The following is an 18,540-nucleotide window of genomic DNA, read 5'->3' as shown; positions in this document are numbered from 1 at the left end:
GGGGCCTTGTGCGTTCGTGTCGGAAGCCGGGCGTCAGCCGCGGCGCATCCGGAGCGCCTCGACCGCGAGGGACTCGGTCGCGTACCGGCCGACCTCGTGTGCCCAGGCCGGGTCGTCGCCGCGGAGCGCCATGAAGTCCTTGCGCTGGCGGCAGACGTAGCCGAGCACGGCGGTGGCGGTCGCGACCTCGATGAAGTCCTTGCGGATGTGGCGGGTCGTGACCTGGGCGTTGCGGCGGAGCGTGTCGAGCAGGAGCTCGTTGCTCATCGTCGTGTTGGTCGCTGCTGCGAGCTCGACGATGCGGCGCGCGTCACCGGTGGTGCTGGTCTGCGTGGCTTCGATGGGCTCGATCACGGTGTACCCCGTTCGTTCGTGGTGGTGCGGTGCTGCAGGATCCGGTGATCGGATCCGGGAACGACACTATCGGCGGGAGCCCAACAGTCCGCTGGGGACCGACTGTGCTGTGCAGGGGATCTCCCATGAGCTCGCTGGGGACGGGTTGTACCCCGTTCAGGAGCGGACGGCACCCGTCAGGCGCACCGGGCACTGTCGGCGGGGGTGGCGAGGGCGTCCAGCGCCTCGCTGACGCGGTCAGCCAGGTACTGGTGGCCGGCGTCGTTCGGGTGCCCGCCGTCGGGCGCCGAGTACCCGGGACTGTTCGTGGTCGTGAACCACCGGCCGGCGAGGGCATCGATGTAGGGGACCCCGACTGTGGCTGCAGCCGACGAGACCGAGGCGGCGACACCGACCGTGGTCTTCGCGTGCGGCAGGGGTGCCGACGGACCGAACGCGACGACGACCGCGTCCGGCCAGGTCTGCTGCGCCGTGCGGAGCGTGCGCTCGACGGCGGCGCGCAGGGTGTCGGCGTCGACGAGCCAGTCGTTCTGGCTGCCCTGCACGATCACTAGTTCCGGGTCGAAGGAGGCGTCTCGTTCGATCCGGGGACCGAACGTGAAGTGCGACGAACCGGAGGCGCCGACGTCGACGTAGCCGGTACCCGGGTAGTCGTCGATCTTTGCCTTCCACCCGCGGTCCTCGCTGATGTCCTGGGCCCAGCCGTGGATCCCGCTGGTCGACCCACGACCGGACGTGTACGAGTCGCCGACGATCAGGACACGCGATCCGGGCTCGATCGCCGCCGCGATCCGCTCGGCCGAGACCCCGGGGGCCGCGACGGCCGAGGCCGAGGTCGACGAGGAGACGGGCTGGCAGGCGCTCGACACGCTCGGCAGGATCAGCAGGAGTCCGGAGACCCCGAGTGCCATGGCGCCGAGGGCGAGTGCGGGGACGAGTCTGCGGCGGCGTCGCGGCATCGTCGCCGGGTCGGTGGAGGTGCCCGGCCGTTCGCGCTGCGATCCTCGGCCCATCGGACCGATTGTAGACAAGGGCAACAGGGAAGACTGGTGGTGGGCCCCGTGGGGCTCGAACGACTGGTGGTGGGCCCCGTGGGGCTCGAACCCACGACCCTCGGATTAAAAGTCCGGTGCTCTACCAACTGAGCTAGAGGCCCTCACCCGCAAGGCTAGCGGGTGAGGGCCTCTGGGACAGAACCGTGCGAGCGGGTCAGCCCCGGCGTCCGGTGAGCGTTCGCAGCAGCCACGCGATGACCGCGATGATCAGCAGCACGATGCCGACGTAGAGCAGGAACTTCAGACTCGCGGCGAACCCGCCGACGAACAGCAGGATGACTGCGATCACAGCCAGGATGATGAGCAGGGCGTTCATGGAAGATCCTCTCCTTCACGTGCAGGGAGGAGCGCCTCCCTGCCGCAACACGGTACGCGCGGCGCAGTCGTTGCGTTCTCGGCGAACGGGCCGCGGGCGTGTCACCGGCCGCGCCTACACTGCTGCGGTGCCTCGCGATCACCACCGTCCTGTCCACTTCACCGACGCCGAGTTCGCCGCCATCCAGGGCGGTGAGGACCCGGCGCTGGTGAACCGTGTCGCGCACGAGACCGCGAACGCCCTGCTGCACCGTGTGCGTGAGGACCCGGACCCCGCCGTGGTCGAGCGGCTCGTCACCTACACCGACGTGCACGGCATCGACGCCATCGCGGAGCTGTGGGCGCGGGTGGGGGCGCACACCCTGCCGGGGGCGCTCTGGCGGGTCTACCTGGTGCGGATCGTCATCCGGCAGAACCCGGAGGAGATCGCGTACCTGTTCGAACGGGGCACGGCGCAGATCGGCACGATCGACCAGGCGGTCGCGGGTGCCGAGGAACCGACCGGCCCGGCCGAGATCCTGACGCTCGCCGACCGCATCCTGCACGGCCTGTACACGGGCGACCTCGCGGTGGCGCTGGACCGCGGGGCATCGTTCTGCCGCCTGACCGCCGCCGGTGCGACCGCCGTGGCGGACGAGTCCGACCTGGTCGCGTCCGAGCGGGCGGGCGAGCTGACGACGCGGGCGCTCCGCCTGACGGAGTTGGCGGCCGACCTGACCGAGGCGGCGGCGCTCTGGCGTCGCGACAGCCTGGACTGAGCGGGCGGCGGGGCGGACCCGCACCCAGCCGCCAGGCCAGGGGCGCGGAGCTTCGCGACGACGCGCACGGTCGCGCGAGCGCGGAACGCATCCGGGCATGGAGAAGCCGAGCCGCAGAAAGCGCCTCTCGGCGCGAGGCCGCTCGAAGCGGCGAATTTTGGAGCCCGGGGCTTGCTGCGGCCCGGCGATCACCAGTCTACGAGACGTCGGCTGATCACTCGACCCTGTTCACTCATGGTGGACAGAACCGGCCCCGGGCGTGCCAGCGCACCGCCCGCGGGGAGCCCGCCGCGCCCGCGCCGCCGAGAAATCCCGATCCCCGCCCAATCCACAGCGGGGACCGCGCCGAATCATCATCGTGGCGGACGGAATGCCCGTCACGAAGCGAGAGGCCCGGTGTGACCCGGACCGGCACCGCCGGTCAATTCCCTGTGGGTCACGCCGGCCCCTCGTCTCGACCGCCCATGCGGGGGCTTCGTGCTACCTGCCTGGTCAACGAAAGCAACCGAGAGGAGGGAAACCTGCAATGCTTGCCCTCGTGGATAGCGACACCGAACGCTGGAGCTCGTCAGAGCCAGCTCAGGCATCGCCGGACGACCTCCTCGCCCGGGTCGCCTCCGGTGACCAAGCCGCCTTCGCGGACCTCTACGACGCACTGTCCGGCCGGGTCCTCGGTCTGATCACGCGGCTCCTCCGGGACCGCGCGCAGTCGGAAGAGGTCACGCAGGAGGTCTTCCTGGAAGTCTGGCAGCAGGCCACCCGCTTCGACCGGACGCGCGGAACGGCCGCCAGCTGGGTCCTCACCATGGCCCACCGGCGCGCGGTCGACCGGGTCCGCGCCTCGCAGTCCTCGCACGACCGCGACACCAAGATCGGCATCCGCGACCTCGAGGCCGGTTTCGACCAGGTCTCCGAGTCCGTCGAGATCCGCATCGAGCACGAGCGCGTCGGCCGAGCGCTGGCGAAGCTCACGGAGTTCCAGCGGCAGGCTGTGCAACTCGCGTACTACGGCGGCTACTCGCACAGCGAGATGGCCGAACACCTCGGTGTCCCCATCGGCACCGTCAAGACCCGTCTCCGTGACGGGATGATCCGACTCCGAGACGAGATGGGGGTGACCTCATGACCGAACGCCACGACGACCCCGCACTGATGACGGGGTCCCACGCACTCGACGCGCTGTCCGATGACGAGCGCGCGCTCCTCGAGGACGCCCTCCGGACGTCCCCCGAGCTGCAGGCCGAGAACGACTCGCTGCGCGAGACCGCGCTGCAGCTCGCCTACGCCGTCGCACCGATCGAGCCCCCCGCGTCGCTGAAGGCGTCGCTGCTGGCCCGGATCGCCACGACCCCGCAGGCCGCACCCCTCGCCGACACGACGGTCGACCAGACCCCGGTCGCCGAGACCACCCCCGCCCAGGAGGCCCGCCCTGCGCCCGCCGCGCCCGTCACCTCGATCGCCGACGGCCCCACCGCCGGTGGCCGGGCGTCGTCCGAGGCTCGCCGCCGCTGGTTCCAGCGTCCGGCGGTGATGCTGACGGCCGCTGCTGCCGTCGCCGCGGTCTTCTTCGGGGGACTCGGCGTCGGATCGGTCTTCGACCCGAACGGCTCCGGACCGGGCACCACGCAGGCCTCGAGCGGCCTTGACCGCATCTACGCCGCGTCGGACTTCCAGCGCACCACGACCAAGGTCGCGGGCGGCGGTTCGGCGACGGTCGTGTGGTCGAACGACCTCGGCAAGTCCGCGGTGATCCTGGACGGCGTCGAGCAGGCGCCGAAGGGCAAGACGTACGAGCTCTGGTACATCGGCTCCGAGGAGCAGGGCGGTGCCATCAAGTCGGCCGGCCTGGTCGACGGCGCGGCGGACGGTGTGCACTCCGCTGTGCTGAAGGGTGCGATGTCCGAGGGTGCGACGATCGGCATGACGGTCGAGCCCGCTGGTGGTTCGAAGCAGCCGACCTCGTCGCCGATCATGGCTGTCCCCACCACCACGGCCTGACGGTACTCCGGAAGGTGCCCGTGCAGTCGATGCGCGGGCACCTTTCGTCGTTCCACGAGGCGATCGACGCGCGGACTGTCGGAACATGCGCACGCAACGTCTGCGTGCGCATCGAGCGACGTTCCACGAGTCGATCGACGCGTGGATCGTCGGAACATGCGCACGTCTTGCGGGCCGCCGCGGCACCCGGCGCAACCACGAAGGCCCGGTGCGCGTCCGTGGCGGACGTGCACCGGGCCTCCAGGCCGTCCGTCAGCGCGACGGACGGATGCCGATCAACCGAAGCGGCCCGAGACGTAGTCCTCGGTGGCCTGCACGGACGGGTTCGAGAACATCGTCGCGGTGTCGTCGAACTCGATGAGCTTGCCCGGAGCGCCGGTGCCGGCGATGTTGAAGAACGCCGTCTTGTCGCTGACGCGCGACGCCTGCTGCATGTTGTGGGTCACGATCACGATCGTGAACTCCTTCTTGAGCTCCTCGATCAGGTCCTCGATGGCCAGGGTCGAGATCGGGTCGAGGGCCGAGCAGGGCTCGTCCATCAGCAGCACGTCCGGCTCGACCGCGATCGCGCGGGCGATGCAGAGCCGCTGCTGCTGGCCACCGGACAGACCCATGCCGGGCTTGTCGAGGCGGTCCTTGACCTCGTTCCACAGGTTCGCACCCTGCAGCGAGCGCTCGACGATGTCGTCGGCCTCGGAGCGGGAGACGCGCTTGTTGTTGAGCTTGACGCCCGCGAGCACGTTGTCGCGGATCGACATCGTCGGGAACGGGTTCGGTCGCTGGAAGACCATGCCGACCTGACGGCGGACGAGCACGGGGTCGACGCCGGGGCCGTACAGGTCGTCGCCGTCGATCTTGACCGATCCCTCGACCCATGCGCCGGGGATGACCTCGTGCATGCGGTTCAGGGTGCGGAGGAAGGTGGACTTGCCGCAGCCCGACGGGCCGATGAAGGCCGTGACGGTGCGGGGCTCGATGGTGATGTCGACACCCTCGACCGCCTTGAACTTCGAGTAGTAGACGTTGAGGCCGTCGACCTCGATGCGCTTGGACACGTTGATCCTTCTGGGTGGGTGGTGACGCTGGATCCGCGGGGGCGGACGGTCAGCGGCTGAGCTTGGGGGCGAAGAGGCGGGTGATGATCCGGGCGAGCAGGTTGAGCAGCATCACGATCAGGATGAGCACCAGGGCCGCGGTCCACGCCCGGTCGACGAACGGCACCGGGTTGGCGCCCTGCTGCGAGTACTGCGTGTACGCGTACACCGGCAGGGTCATCATCGGGTCGCGGAACAGGTTGTAGTTCATGCTCGCGGTGAAGCCGGCCGTGACGAGCAGCGGGGCGGTCTCACCGATGACGCGGGCGATCGAGAGCATGATGCCGGTCATGATGCCCGCGAGGCTCGTGGGCAGCACCACCTTGAGGATCGTCAGGTACTTCGGGACACCGAGGGCGTACGAGGCCTCGCGGAGTTCCATCGGGACGATCTTCAGCACCTCTTCGGTGGAGCGCACGACGATCGGGATCATCAGCACCGACAGGGCGACGGAGCCGACCAGACCGAAGCGGGCACCCGGGCCGAGGAACAGCGCGAAGAGCGCGTAGGCGAACAGCCCGGCGACGATCGACGGGATGCCCGTCATGACGTCGACGAAGAACGTGATGCCCTTCGCCAGCGCGCCACGACCGTACTCGACCAGGTAAATCGAGGTGAGCAGACCGATCGGCACCGAGATGAGCGCCGCGAACAGGGTGATCTCGAGGGTGCCGATGAGCGCGTGGACCGCGCCGCCGCCCTCGGAGATGACCCCGCGCATCGAGTACGAGAAGAAGTTCGCGTCGAGGCGGGCGACGCCCTTGGCGATGACCGTCCAGAGCAGCGACACCAGCGGCAGGACCGCGATGACGAACGCCGTGATGACGAGCGAGGTGACCAGGCGGTCGACGGCCTTGCGACCGCCCTCGACGATGCGCGAGACGACGACGATGAGCACGTCGAACAGGACCGTGCCGAGGAAGATCGCGGCGACGACGTTGAAGTCCTTGACGGCGCCACCGGCGTTGAGCAGGGCGAAGACCAGGACGAGGGCGACCCAGCTGCCGACCAGCAGCAGCCACGGGACGGACGCGTGCAGCTTGCCGTTGGCGTAGACGTTGCCGGCGGTGCCGGTCTGACGGAGCGCGAGGGACATCGGGTGCGACCTCTCAGCTGACTCGGCTGCGGACGATGTACCGCGCGAGCATGTTGATGACCAGGGTGATGACGAAGAGGATGAGACCCGACGCGATGAGCGCGTTCAGTGCCGTCCCGGAAGCCTCGGCGAACTGCAGGGCGATGTTCGCGGCGATCGTCGAGGGGTTCTGCGACGTCAGCATCTCGAACGTGACGTTCGTCGAGACCGACAACACCAGCGCGATCGCCATCGTCTCGCCGAGTGCACGACCGAGGCCGAGCATGATCGCGGACACGATGCCGGACTTCGCGAACGGCAGGACAGACAGGCGGATCATCTCCCAGCGGGTCGCGCCGAGGGCCAGGGCCGCTTCCTCGTTGAGGGTCGGGGCCTGCAGGAAGATCTCACGCATGACCGCCGTCATGATCGGGATCGCCATGACGGCGAGGACGATCGAGGCCGTCAGGATCGTGCGGCCGGTGCCGGACACCTGACCGGAGAACAGCGGGAACCAGCCGAGGTACTCGTTCAGGAACACGTAGAAGGGCTTCACCAGGGGAGCCAGCACGGCGATGCCCCAGAGGCCGTAGACGACCGACGGCACCGCGGCCAGCAGGTCGATGACGTAGCCGAGGACCGGAGCGAGTCGACGCGGCGCGAAGTGCGAGATGAAGAGGGCGATCCCGAGGGACAGCGGCACGGCGATCACGAGCGCGATGAGCGCGGACCAGACGGTGCCGAACACCAGGGGGCCGACGAAGTCCCAGAAGTTCGTGGCCTTCCCGGGCAGCTCGCCGACCTTGGCGGAGAACGCCGGGATGCTCTGCCAGACGAGGAACGCGGCGACGAGCACGAGCACGAAGAGGATGAGGCCGCCGGCGATGACCGAGGCGGCGGAGAAGATCCGGTCACCGACGCGGACGACGGCCTTCGGCTTGATCGGGGTGACGGTGGCCCCTGGCTGGGCCGGTGCGGTCGTCATGGGGTACTCCAGTCGGAGGAACGCCGGGGGAGGCGACGGGTGCGGGTGGTGGAGCGGGGTGGGACGTCCGGGTGCGGGCTCTTCCCGGTGGGAGCGGTGATGCTGTGCTCCCGGTGGCGGCAGTCGTGCTGCGCTCCCGGTGGCGGCGGTGGTGCTGCACTCCCGGTGGGGCCCGGACGGGCGAGGGCCCGGACGCCGGTCATGTGGGTGGGACCGGCGTCCGGGCGCTCAGGGGGCCTTACTTGATGGACGCGACCGCGTCCTTGGCCTTCGACGCGAGGTCGGAGGAGAGGGCGGCCGACTTGGCCTCCTTCGCAGCGGCGTCCTGAGCAGCGCTCGAGACGACGTAGTCCAGGTAGCCCTTCACGAGCTCGGCCTTGTCGGCGTCCTTGTACTCCTGGCACGCGATGGCGTAGGAGACGAGGACCAGCGGCCAGGCACCGTCAGCGGTGTCCTTGCGGTCGATGTCGATCGCGAGGTCGTTGTCCTCGCGGCCGGTTGCGATCTTCGAGTCGGCGACGACCTGCGCGGCACCGTTGGCCGAGATCTCGGTCGCCTTGTCGCCGACCATCAGCTTCGCGCGGTCGAGGTCACCCGCGCCGGAGTCGTCGATGTAGGTGATGGCGTTGGTGGCGTTGCCCATCGCGGAGGCGACACCGGAGGTGCCCTTCGCGCTGTCACCGACCGAGTACGGGAAGGTCTGGCTCGGCTCTTCGGTCCAGACGTCGCCGGCGTTCGCGGAGACGTACTCCGAGAAGTTCTGCGTGGTGCCCGAGTCGTCGGAGCGGTGCACGACCGTGATGTTCGCGTCCGGCAGCTTCGCGTCCTTGTTCAGGTCGGCGATCTCCGAGTCGTTCCACTTGGTGATCTTGCCCGAGAAGATGCCCGCGATGGTCTTCGCGTCGAGGGTCAGGTCGCTGACGCCGTCGACCTTGTACGCGATGGCGATCGGGGAGATGTAGACGGGGATGTCGATGCCCTTGGTGTCCGCCTTGCAGGACTCGAACTTGCCCGAGAGCTCCTCGTCCTTCAGTGCGGCGTCGGAGCCGGCGAAGTCCGCGGCACCCGACATGAAGTTCTCGCGGCCGGCGCCGGAGCCGTCCGGCGTGTAGTTCACCGTGACGCCCTTGGCTTCGTCCTGGAAACCGGCGGCCCAGGTGGCCTGCGCGGTCTGCTGTGCGGACGAGCCCGAGCCGGTCAGGGTGCCGGAGAGCTTCGAGTAGTCGCTGCCGCTGGTGGAGGAGGACTTGGTGCTGCCCGCGTCCTCGTTTGCCGCGCACGAGGAGAGCACGACTGCGCCGGCGATCGCGATTGCTGCGATCGAACCGATTCGCTTGATGTTCACAGGGGTCCCTTCGGGAATGGAATGCAGTGGGACCACTGCGGTCCCTGGGCCGGTGCCGACCCGGGAGCGACTGTAGGGACGCGAGGTGACGGGGATCACCCCCGCTGGTGAACGGAAGGTGAACGAGGGGTTGTCCGCGTCGGGGCGGCGTGCGCCGCGCCCGCGCAGGGAGCAGGATCGGGGGCACTGTGCGCGCGTTCGGAAGATACGCACGCATGATCGCGGAAGGGCGGTCGGGAGGGCCGGATCGCGTTCTCCGGGCGCGGCGCGGCCCCGTCGTGTGGTCGGGTGCCGAGCGCGTCGGCTGCGGTGCGGCGGCGCTCTGGTCCGGCGGCGCTGCGGTCCGGCGGCGCTGCGGTCCGGCGGCGCTGCGGTCCGGCGGCGCTGCGGTCCGGCGGTGGCCGGCTACGCCGGGATCGTGTTGCGGTGCGTCTCGACCGCGACGAGCGTGTCTCCGGCGATGTGCATGACGGAGAAGTCCCCGACGGACAACATCGCCGCACGACGCAGGTCGAAGCGGCCGGAGTCGTCGGCGGTCACGGTGGCGATCCGGGCGATGATGTCGGGCAGCACCGGGCCGTGCGAGCAGAGCACGGCGGTCTTGCCCTTGTCGAGGCGGCGCCGGACGACACCCTTGACGTCGGCGGCTCCGCGGTCGTGAGCGTCCTGGCTGATGTCCGGGGTGCTCGAGACGCCGAGCTTCGTCGCGGCCGAGAGCGGTTCGACGGTCGCGAGGCACCGCGCCGCCGTGCTGCTCACGATCTTCTTCGGGCCGAACGCCGCGACCGGCGCCGCGGCGGCCTTGGCCTGCGAACGGCCGACGGGCAACAGCGGTCGGGTGGCATCGGGACCGTCCCAGTCCGAGCCGGGCACGGTCTTCGCGTGGCGCAGGGTGATCAGGGCGAAGGTGCGGTGCTGTCCGGCGGCGGCGCGTTCGGCGAAGCGGTCGAGGATCGCGACGTCCCGCTCGTACGTCAGACGGTTGCGGGCGTCGTCGATGGTGACCCACTCGAGTGCGGCGACCTCGTGGTTCGGCTCGAAGGCCCCGGCGCGGGCGTACTCCTTGGCCGAGACCCGGGCCGCCCAGTAGTGCACGACCTTGTCGCGACCGTTCGGCAGCACGTACTCGGCGGTGCCGAGCGGAGCGCCGAGGTGGACGCGGTAGCCGGTCTCCTCGTCGATCTCGCGCACAGCGGTCGTCGGGACGGCCTCGCCCGGGTCCACCTTGCCCTTGGGCAGGGAGACGTCCTTGTGGTGGTCGCGGTGGATGAGCAGCACGAGGGGTGTGCCGTCCTGTTCGCGCCAGACGACCGCACCCGCAGCGACGACGGGGCCCGAGGGACCGCCGCTCACCGAGTCGAGCGCTTCCGAGCCGAGATCTTCCGCATGGTCACATTCTGCACGTCCTCGAGCGGGCGGCCCGCATCGTCGGTGGAGTGCCGCGTCCACTCGCCGTCGGACTCCAGGTGCCACGAGCTGGCGGTGTCGGCCATCGCCAGGTCGAACATCTCCTGGACCTCGTTGATGTGGTCCGGTGCGACCAGCCGCACGAGTGCCTCGACGCGACGGTCGAGGTTGCGGTGCATCATGTCGGCGCTGCCGATGAACACCGCCGGGTCGCCGTCGTTGTGGAACGCGAAGGCGCGGGAGTGCTCCAGGTAGCGGCCGACGATGCTCCGCACGCGGATGGTGTCGCTGACGCCTTCCATCCCCGGCTTGAGCGAGCAGATGCCCCGGACCCAGACGTCGATCGGCACCCCGGCCTGGCTCGCCAGGTAGAGCGCGTCGATGATCTGCTCGTCGACCATCGAGTTGACCTTGATCCGGATGCCCGAGGGCTTGCCGGCACGGGCGTTCGCCGCCTCGGTCTGGATGCGCTTGAGCAGGCCCTTCCGCAGGTGCAGCGGTGCCACGAGCAGGCGCTTGAACTTCTTCTCGATGGCGTAGCCGGACAGCTCGTTGAACAGGCGGGTGAGGTCCTTGCCCACGGTGTCGTCCGAGGTGAAGAGGCCCATGTCCTCGTAGATGCGCGAGGTCTTCGGGTTGTAGTTGCCCGTGCCGATGTGGCTGTAGTGCTTGAGCGTCCCGCCCTCTTGCCGGATGACGAGCACCAGCTTCGAGTGCGTCTTCAGTCCCACCAGGCCGTACACGACGTGCACGCCGGCCTTCTCGAGCTTGCGGGCCCAGGTGATGTTGTTCTGCTCGTCGAAGCGCGCCTTGATCTCGACCAGGGCGAGGACCTGCTTGCCGGCGGCCGCTGCGTCGATGAGCGCTTCGACGATGGGGCTGTCGCCGGACGTACGGTACAGCGTCTGCTTGATCGCCAGGACGTTCGGGTCGGCGGCGGCCTGCTCGAGGAACGCCTGCACGCTCGTGGCGAAGGACTCGTAGGGGTGGTGGACCAGGACGTCGTTCGCCTTGATCGCACGGAACAGGTCGGGCTTCGTGTTCGGCTCACCCGGCTGGAACTGCACCGGGGTCGTCGGCACGTGCTTCGGGTAGTGCAGGTCCGGGCGGCTGATCTTCGAGATCTCGAACAGCCCGCCGAGGTCGAGCGGCGACGGCAGCCGGAACACCTCTTCCTCGGTGATGTCGAGTTCACGCACGAGCAGGTCGAGGGTCACCGGGTCCATGTCCTCGGTGATCTCGAGGCGGATCGGCGGGCCGAACCGGCGGCGCAGGAGCTCGCGCTCGAGGGCCTGGATGAGGTTCTCGGCCTCGTCCTCCTCGATCTCGACGTCCTCGTTGCGGGTGACCCGGAACACGTGGTGCTCGAGGACCTCCATCCCCGGGAACAGGTCGTCGAGGTGGTTCGCGATGAGGTCTTCGAGCGGGATGAAGCGCATCCGCCCGGAGTTGTCGTCCGGCAGCTTGATGAAGCGGGAGAAGTTCTGCGGCACCTTGAGGCGCGCGAACTCCTGGCGCTGCGACTTCGGGTTGCGGACCCGCACCGCCAGGTTGAGCGAGAGCCCGGAGATGTAGGGGAACGGGTGCGCCGGGTCGACCGCCAGCGGCATGAGCACCGGGAAGATCTGCTCGTTGAAGTACTCCCGCATCCGCTGCCGGTCGGCTTCGTCGAGGTCGGACCAGTGCTCGATGTGGATGCCCGCGGCGTCGAGGTCCGGCTTGAGCGACCCGATGAACGCCTGCGCGTGCCGGTCCTGCAGCTCGTGAGCCTTCTTCGCGATGTCGCGCAGGACGTCACTGGGGGCACGGCCGACGTTGGTCGGGACGGCGATGCCGGTGTCGATGCGGCGCTTCAGGCCGGCGACGCGGACCATGAAGAACTCGTCGAGGTTGGACGCGAAGATCGCCAGGAAGTTCGCACGCTCCAGCAGGGGCTGCGTGCGGTCTTCACCCAGCTCGAGCACGCGCTGGTTGAACCGGAGCCAGCTGAGCTCGCGGTCGAAGTAGCGGTCCGTCGGCAGCGACTCGTGCTCGATCTCGACGACCTCGTCGAAGTCGTCGAGGTCGGGTGCGACGGATTCGCCGTCGAGCTGCGGTTCGGTGTCCATCCCCACATCCTGCCACCCGGCCCCTGCCGTCGGAGGGGCCCCGGTGGACGCTGTGGAAACCGGTGGTGAACCGTTCGTGTGTGGAGGAACGGTCACGATATACCGACGGTGACATCTGCCCGGGTTTGTGGGTATGGTGGGCCGTGTCAGAGCCTCCGGGGGGATTCCACTGCGCGGGGGTGCAGCTACGAATGAAAGAGGTTCATCATGTCGCGTGTCCTTTCGACCGAGCAGGCCAAGACCGCCATCCGTCAGGTCCAGTCGATCGTCAACGGTGGTTTCACCGATCAGATCTCGCAGCTCGACGCTCAGGGCCGGATCCTCTCCGACTCGAACGTCTGGGACGGCCCGCTCGCGGCGACGTTCCGTGGGTCCACCTGGCCGGAGACCAAGGCTGCTCTCGACAAGGCGAAGACCGAGCTCGAGCAGCTCCGTACGCAGCTCGACAAGATCTCGCAGGACATCTTCACCGCAGGCGGCGGCGCGTAGGCACCAGCATGTTCCCGCCCGGACCGTCGCATTCGCGGCGGTCCGGGCGTTCGCGGTCGGTGGGGCCGCTTCACCAGCACGATCAGCACGACAAGCACGACAAGCACCGACCCTGGGGGGACGACCATGGCGAAGATCCACGCCAACACGGATCCGATCGAGTTCGACGATGCCACCGCGGATGCGCTCAAGAGCTCGCTGACCGCGTCGGCTGACGCGATCAGCGGACAGAAGGCATCGAGGCAGTCGTACGTGACGACCGCCTCGCAGGAGTTCCGCGGGCACTTCTCGCAGCTCTTCACGCAGAACGCGGGGACGGCATCGAGCGATGCCACCAACATCGTCGACGCCCTCGAGACCATCGCCGGGTGGATCGACACCATGAAGGCCGCCGCCGCGGACGAGCGCGCGCGCCGCAAAACCGCCCGCGAGTGGCAGGAGCGCGAGGACGATCGCAACGGGTTCCAAGACTTCCTCAACGACTCCTTCCACTACGACCCGATGCCGACCGTCGAGAACGAACCGGCGCCGAAGTTCGACCCGCCGGCCGTGACGACGAAGCCGCGTGAAACCCCGAACCCCGGGGCCGGCGGTGGTGGTGGCGGCACGTCGTCCGCCCGGCCCGCTGACCTCCGCTCGTTCGCGACCGGTTCCTCGACGCTGAACCGCGCCCTCGACGGCAAACCCGGGGCGCTCCGCGGCAAGCTCGCCGACTTCGCGACGAAGTGCTCGTGGGCGCACATCGACGCCGGCAGCGTCGTGACGGCGTTCGAGCAGTGGATCGGGGCGAACGACCAGGACGTCACGTGGGCCAACACCGTCGCCGACGCCTTCGCGGCCGCCGGCGGCGAGGGTGCCGTGTCCACCGTCGCAGACTCGGCCCTCGCTGCGGCGCTCGCCGCGGCCGGCGTCTCGCAGACCCGCACCGACCTGCAGTTCGAGCCGCCGACGGCCTACGGCGCTCAGCCCACCACCGGCTTCTCAATGGACCCGGTGAATACCACGACGGGCAACTTCCTCGAGCCGGAGTTCGACCTGGCGTTCACCGGTGCATCTGCGGCGCTGCAGGTGACCCGCATGTACAACTCCCTCGACCAGCACGTCGGGCTCTTCGGTCCGGGGTGGGCGTCGATCCTCGAGACCCGTCTGCTCCTCGACGACGAGGGCGCGTCGTTCGTCGGCGCCGACGGTCGTCAGGTGCGCTTCCCACGTGACGGCGAGGGGTGGGCCCGTGGCGTCGGCGAGAACCGCTGGCTCGCGGCCGAGGGCGACCGGCTCGTCGTCTGCGACAACCAGGGCGAGCGCATCGACTTCTCTCTGTCGGGGCTGTGGCTCGGACAGCGCGGCGGTGCCGGTACCGCGGTCCGCGTCGAGCGGGACAGCGACGACGTCGTCGTGCGTCTGGTACACGAGCGCGGCCGCGCGGTCGACATCGACCACGTCGACGGCCGGGTCGCGGTCCTCCGCGCATCCGACGGCCGCCGGGTCGAGTACGGGTACGACGAGCGCGGCCGACTCGTCTCGGTGACCGACGCCGTCGGCACCCGCACGTACGGCTGGAACGAAGACGACCTCATCACGACGGTCACGAGTGCGGCCGGTGTCGTCGAGGTCGACAACACCTACGACGCACAATGCCGCGTGGTCGAACAGATCAGCCCGCACGGCCGCACCGTGCGGTTCGCCTACCTGCCCGGCCGCGTCACGGTGGTGTCCGACCACGACGGCTCGCGGTCGAACTCCTACATCGCCGACGCCAAGGGGCGTCTCGTCGGGGTCATCGACTCCGACGACCGACGCCAGTCGATGAGCTACGACCGGCACGGCAATCTCGTGTCCGCGACCGAGCGCGACGGCTCGGTGACCGTGCACGCGTACGACGACCGCGGCCGTAAGACCCGCACCGTCACGCCCTCCGGCGGCGACCTGACCTACGGGTACGACGACCAGGATCGCGTGACGACCGTCGTCACCGAGGCCGGTGCGGTCGTGACCTACGAGTACGTGGGCGACGACCGCGACCCGTCGGTCATCGTCGACCCGGTCGGCGGCCGGACGGAGCTGAGCTGGGACGGGGGGCTCCTGCGCCAGGTGGTCGACCCCACCGGCGTGCGGATCGAACTCGAGTACGACGCCTTCGGCGAGCTGGTCGCGACGACGAACGCGCTCGGTGACACCGCGCGCGTCGAGCGTGACGCCGCCGGTCGGCCGACTGCGGCGATCAGCCCCACTGGTGCTCGCACCGAGTACCGCTACGACGCCGCGGGTCTGCTGGAGTCCCGGCAGGATGCCGACGGAGCGGTCTGGCGCTTCGAGCATGCCGCCGGCGGCCGGATCAGCGCGGTCATCGGCCCGCTCGGGGCGCGCACCGAGTACACATACTCACCGGACGGCGAACTGCACACCGTCACTGACCCCCTGGGTCGCACCACGACCCGGACGTACGACGACCAGGCGAACCTCGCGCGGCTCGAGATGCCGGGCGGCGCGGACTGGACGTTCGCGCACGACGCTTTGTCGCGCCTCCAGGCCGTCACCGACCCGACCGGCGCGACTTGGAGCCGCGAATACGACGTGAACGGCCGCCTGTCGAGCGTGGTCGACCCGACCGGGGTCCGTCAGGACTTCTCGGAGGACGCCAAGACCGGGGTCGCGTCGCTGCGCGACGCCTTCGACGCGGTCACAGTGCAGTTCGACGCCTACGGACGACCGGTCGAGAGCGCCAGCGACGAGTTCGGCTCCGAGCTCGTCACCTACGACGCTGCGGGACGCCCCGTCGAACTTGTCGATGGGGAGGGCGGACTGACCAGGATTGAACGCGACCTCGCGGGCCGGGTGATATCGCTCACCACCCCGTCCGGCGTCCGCGCAACCTACGAGTACGACCTCTGCGGCCGTCCGTCGGCCGCAACCGATCCGAGCGGCGCACGCACCGTACTCGAGTACGACGCGCACTCGCGTGTCGTCCGGTGGACGCTGCCCACCGGGGACACAGAGCAGGTCGTCTACGACGCAGTCGGGCGCGTGGTCGCGCAGACGACGCCGGGTTCCGGCACCAGTCGGTTCCGCTACGACGCTGCCGGGAGGCTCGTCTCGGTCCATGACGCCCGGTACGGCCGGCGCCGGTTCCGCTACGACGCCTCGGGTCAGCTTGCGGCGACCGTCAATGGTCTCGGCGGTGTCACCACCTTCGCCCACGACGAGCGAGGTCGGCTCACCACCGTCACCGACCCAACGGGCGGCGTCACAACCCGTACGTACGACGATGCAGACCGCATCACAAGCGTGACCGACCCGCTCGGGCGCACCACGACCGCGGCCTACGACGCCGCGGGCCGTCAGATCGGCCAGACCGATCCCGACGGCCACACTGTCACCTGGTCCTACGACGCGGCTGGCCGGCAGCGGGACGTCGGCGTCGACGGTGTCGTCCAGTTCGAGCTCCGGCGGGACGCCCTCGGCCGGACCCTGACCGTCACCGACCACACCCGCGGTGCCGGACGGAGTGTGGAGCACGAGCTGCACCACGACCGACGGGGGCTCCTGGTCCGTCGAAGCCGTGGCTCGGCGGCGATCGGGTGGGAGTACGACGCCGACGGGAACCGCACGGCGCGCATCGACCCTGCCGGCACCCACACCGCGTTCCGCCGGAACGCCGCCGGACTCGTGACCGCGGTGGAGCGGGGCGGTCTCGGAGTCGGCACCTTCGCGTACGACGCCGGCGGGCGCATCGTCCAGTCGGCGACCGGGGACCTCGTGCAGGCGTGGTCGTACGAGGGCGGTGTCCTCGTGGCGCACACCACGACCACTCCCGACGGCGCCCAGGTCACCCGGATCGCACGAGACGACGACGGCCGGATCGCCGCGATCGATGGCCCCGACGGACGTGTCGATTACACGTTCGACGGCGCCGGGCAGCTCGTCCGCGCAGGCGACTCCACCTGGGAGTACGACTCCGCCGGTCGGCTGGTGTCCGAGACCGTCGACGGCGTCACGACCACGTACGAGTACGACCGCGCCGGACAGCTGACCGCCACGTTGCGCGACGGTCAGCGGACGGAGTACGTGCACGACGGGCTCGGCCGCCGGGTGCGTCGCACCGAACCGGACGGTTCCACGACCGAGTACACCTGGTCGCCGCTGGGGTACCTCGCGGGGCTCGTTACCCGCGACGCCACCTACGCCGAGACCGGGCGCAACGACGTGTGGACGGATGCGCTCGGCGAACTCGCCACCGTCGATGACGTCGAGGCATGGTGGGACACCGCGGCCGCCGTGCCATCCCTGATGTCGATTGGCGGGACGAGCGTCCTCGACCTCCCGGGTGGCGCCACCGCCGTCGGAACGAAGTGGACGACGCCGGGCTGGCGCAATGCCCGGGCGACCGATGCATCCGACCCGTGGGCGACGCTCGCCGGGGTGTCCGGCGCCGCGCTCCCCGCAACCGTCGGACTCACCGCGACCGGTGGAATCAACATCGGCGGCCTCGAGTGGCTCGGTGCTCGCGTCTACGACCCTGCCGCCCGTGGCTTCCTGTCCGTTGACCCGCTCGCGCCCGTGCTCGGGTCGGGATGGTCGGGGAACCCGTACTCCTACGCCGGGAACGACCCGTTGCACGCGGTGGACCCCTTGGGTCTCCGACCGGCGACCGACGCTGACCTCCAGGCGTACCGGGATGCGCATCAAGGGGTGTTTGATGGCGGCTGGTGGAAGGACAACTGGGAGTACGTCGTTGGCGGAGCTGCAATTGTGGGAGGAGGCATCCTGATGTTCACGGGAGTTGGCGGACCAGCCGGGATGATGCTGATCAGCGGCGGTCTCGATGTCATCACGCAGAAGGCCACCACCGGCAACGTCAACTGGGCTCAGGTAGCCGGCGCCACCGCGCTTGGCGCGATCCCGGGAGGGGCAGGATCGCTCTTCAAAGCGGCGAAGTACGGCGGGCAAGGGCTTCGTGTCGCCGAAAACGTCGCTGCCCCTACGACCAGGGTCGTCAAGTCCCTCGCGACGAACATGGCAGTCAACGGCGCGGCTGGCTCTGGCTTCGGTGTTGCTGCGAACGTCGTCACGAGCGTGACGTCGAACAAGCCGATCACCGCGAGAGGGCTGCTTGGTTCCGCTGGAGGTGGGTTCGTGGCCGGTTCCGTCAGTGGCCTTGCCGGTCCTGCCGGAGGGAGCATCGCAGAGCACTTGCAACGTCCGGTGGAGTCAGTGGTCTCTAAGTTGGGCACATCGGCCGTGGGATCGGTGGCAGCTACGGCTGGCACGACTGTCGACCACTGGATATCCGGCGAGGATATGTCCTGGAACGACGTGATCTGGAGCACGGCGTCGGGTGCCGCCGCCCCCCACCTCTCGTTCGGTGAGAAGTACACCCAGACCAACTTCGAAGCCCTTCGGAAGGTTCCCTATACTCAGACCCAGACGTGGCAGGGATTGACCGGAAGCGGGCGAAACGCTGTGGCCCTTCGGGGAGGCGCGGCGATCGGTTCCGCTGTCGGCGCTGGAGGAGACGTGATCCACGATTCAGTGAGTGGCGTGATGGGATGGTGACTTG

General features: G+C 69.4%; 14 protein-coding genes and 1 tRNA gene. 5 read left to right on the top strand and 10 right to left on the bottom strand.

The genetic code is table 11. The features are described from left to right. Positions 1-33: 33 nt before the first annotated feature. From MXD64_RS16010 to MXD64_RS15995, 4 genes are all read right to left on the bottom strand, one after another. Complete coding sequence (locus tag MXD64_RS16010) at positions 34-354, bottom strand: hypothetical protein (RefSeq protein WP_262161011.1); 321 nt, start codon at positions 352-354, stop codon at positions 34-36. 176 nt (positions 355-530) lie between these two features. Next, entirely contained in the window at positions 531-1,367 is an 837-nt protein-coding gene (locus MXD64_RS16005) for an SGNH/GDSL hydrolase family protein (protein ID WP_194590031.1), read from the bottom strand. A gap of 67 nt (positions 1,368-1,434) precedes the next feature. Beyond that, positions 1,435-1,510, bottom strand: a tRNA-Lys gene (locus tag MXD64_RS16000). Between the two features lie 53 nt (positions 1,511-1,563). Next, on the bottom strand, positions 1,564-1,725 hold the full coding sequence (locus MXD64_RS15995; protein WP_017888098.1) for a hypothetical protein: 162 nt from the start codon (positions 1,723-1,725) through the stop codon (positions 1,564-1,566). A 127-nt stretch (positions 1,726-1,852) separates the two neighbouring features. Here MXD64_RS15995 and MXD64_RS15990 point away from each other — a divergent pair, with 127 nt between their 5' ends. The 3 genes from MXD64_RS15990 to MXD64_RS15980 all read left to right on the top strand — a co-directional run bounded on the left by MXD64_RS15990 (position 1,853) and on the right by MXD64_RS15980 (position 4,480). Then, a complete protein-coding gene (locus MXD64_RS15990; protein WP_017888097.1) occupies positions 1,853-2,482 on the top strand; it encodes a hypothetical protein in 630 nt (209 codons plus the stop codon). Positions 2,483-3,008: 526 nt separating this feature from the next. Further along, positions 3,009-3,608, top strand: coding sequence for an ECF RNA polymerase sigma factor SigK (gene sigK, locus MXD64_RS15985; protein WP_017888096.1), 600 nt, complete (start codon positions 3,009-3,011; stop codon positions 3,606-3,608). Further along, the gene (locus tag MXD64_RS15980) at positions 3,605-4,480 is read left to right on the top strand and encodes an anti-sigma factor (RefSeq protein WP_071250251.1); all 876 of its coding nucleotides are present in this window, start codon (positions 3,605-3,607) and stop codon (positions 4,478-4,480) included. The genes sigK and MXD64_RS15980 overlap by 4 nt, the downstream gene beginning before the upstream one ends. Before the next feature lie 275 nt (positions 4,481-4,755). On the opposite strand, the gene pstB is transcribed toward MXD64_RS15980, so the two are convergent. From pstB to MXD64_RS15950, 6 genes are all read right to left on the bottom strand, one after another. Beyond that, positions 4,756-5,535 carry a phosphate ABC transporter ATP-binding protein PstB gene (gene pstB, locus MXD64_RS15975; RefSeq protein WP_017888094.1) on the bottom strand — a complete coding sequence of 260 codons (780 nt, stop codon included), beginning with the start codon at positions 5,533-5,535 and terminating at the stop codon, positions 4,756-4,758. A 49-nt stretch (positions 5,536-5,584) separates the two neighbouring features. Next, positions 5,585-6,670 (bottom strand): phosphate ABC transporter permease PstA, encoded by a 1,086-nt coding sequence (gene pstA, locus MXD64_RS15970; RefSeq protein ID WP_017888093.1) that lies wholly within the window; start codon positions 6,668-6,670, stop codon positions 5,585-5,587. A 13-nt stretch (positions 6,671-6,683) separates the two neighbouring features. Then, on the bottom strand, positions 6,684-7,634 hold the full coding sequence (pstC, locus tag MXD64_RS15965) for a phosphate ABC transporter permease subunit PstC (RefSeq protein WP_017888092.1): 951 nt from the start codon (positions 7,632-7,634) through the stop codon (positions 6,684-6,686). Positions 7,635-7,872: 238 nt separating this feature from the next. Continuing rightward, positions 7,873-8,979: a phosphate ABC transporter substrate-binding protein PstS gene (locus MXD64_RS15960; RefSeq protein WP_263136789.1), complete on the bottom strand. Its 1,107-nt coding sequence runs from the start codon at positions 8,977-8,979 to the stop codon at positions 7,873-7,875. A 405-nt stretch (positions 8,980-9,384) separates the two neighbouring features. Continuing rightward, complete coding sequence (locus tag MXD64_RS15955) at positions 9,385-10,332, bottom strand: NUDIX hydrolase (protein ID WP_071250259.1); 948 nt, start codon at positions 10,330-10,332, stop codon at positions 9,385-9,387. Then, complete coding sequence (locus MXD64_RS15950; RefSeq protein WP_042539263.1) at positions 10,329-12,494, bottom strand: RNA degradosome polyphosphate kinase; 2,166 nt, start codon at positions 12,492-12,494, stop codon at positions 10,329-10,331. The genes MXD64_RS15955 and MXD64_RS15950 overlap by 4 nt, the downstream gene beginning before the upstream one ends. Before the next feature lie 207 nt (positions 12,495-12,701). On the opposite strand from MXD64_RS15950, the gene MXD64_RS15945 reads away from it, so the two are divergent. Then, on the top strand, positions 12,702-12,983 hold the full coding sequence (locus tag MXD64_RS15945) for a hypothetical protein (RefSeq protein ID WP_017888088.1): 282 nt from the start codon (positions 12,702-12,704) through the stop codon (positions 12,981-12,983). Between the two features lie 126 nt (positions 12,984-13,109). Beyond that, positions 13,110-18,536 (top strand): DUF6531 domain-containing protein, encoded by a 5,427-nt coding sequence (locus MXD64_RS15940; RefSeq protein ID WP_263136788.1) that lies wholly within the window; start codon positions 13,110-13,112, stop codon positions 18,534-18,536. The last annotated feature ends 4 nt before the right edge of the window (positions 18,537-18,540 follow it).

It is taken from the genome of Curtobacterium sp. Arg-1 (assembly GCF_025643395.1).
Classification (GTDB): domain Bacteria; phylum Actinomycetota; class Actinomycetes; order Actinomycetales; family Microbacteriaceae; genus Curtobacterium; species Curtobacterium poinsettiae.
Note: the sequence above shows the minus strand (reverse complement) of the source record. Positions and strands in the feature narration are given on the sequence as shown.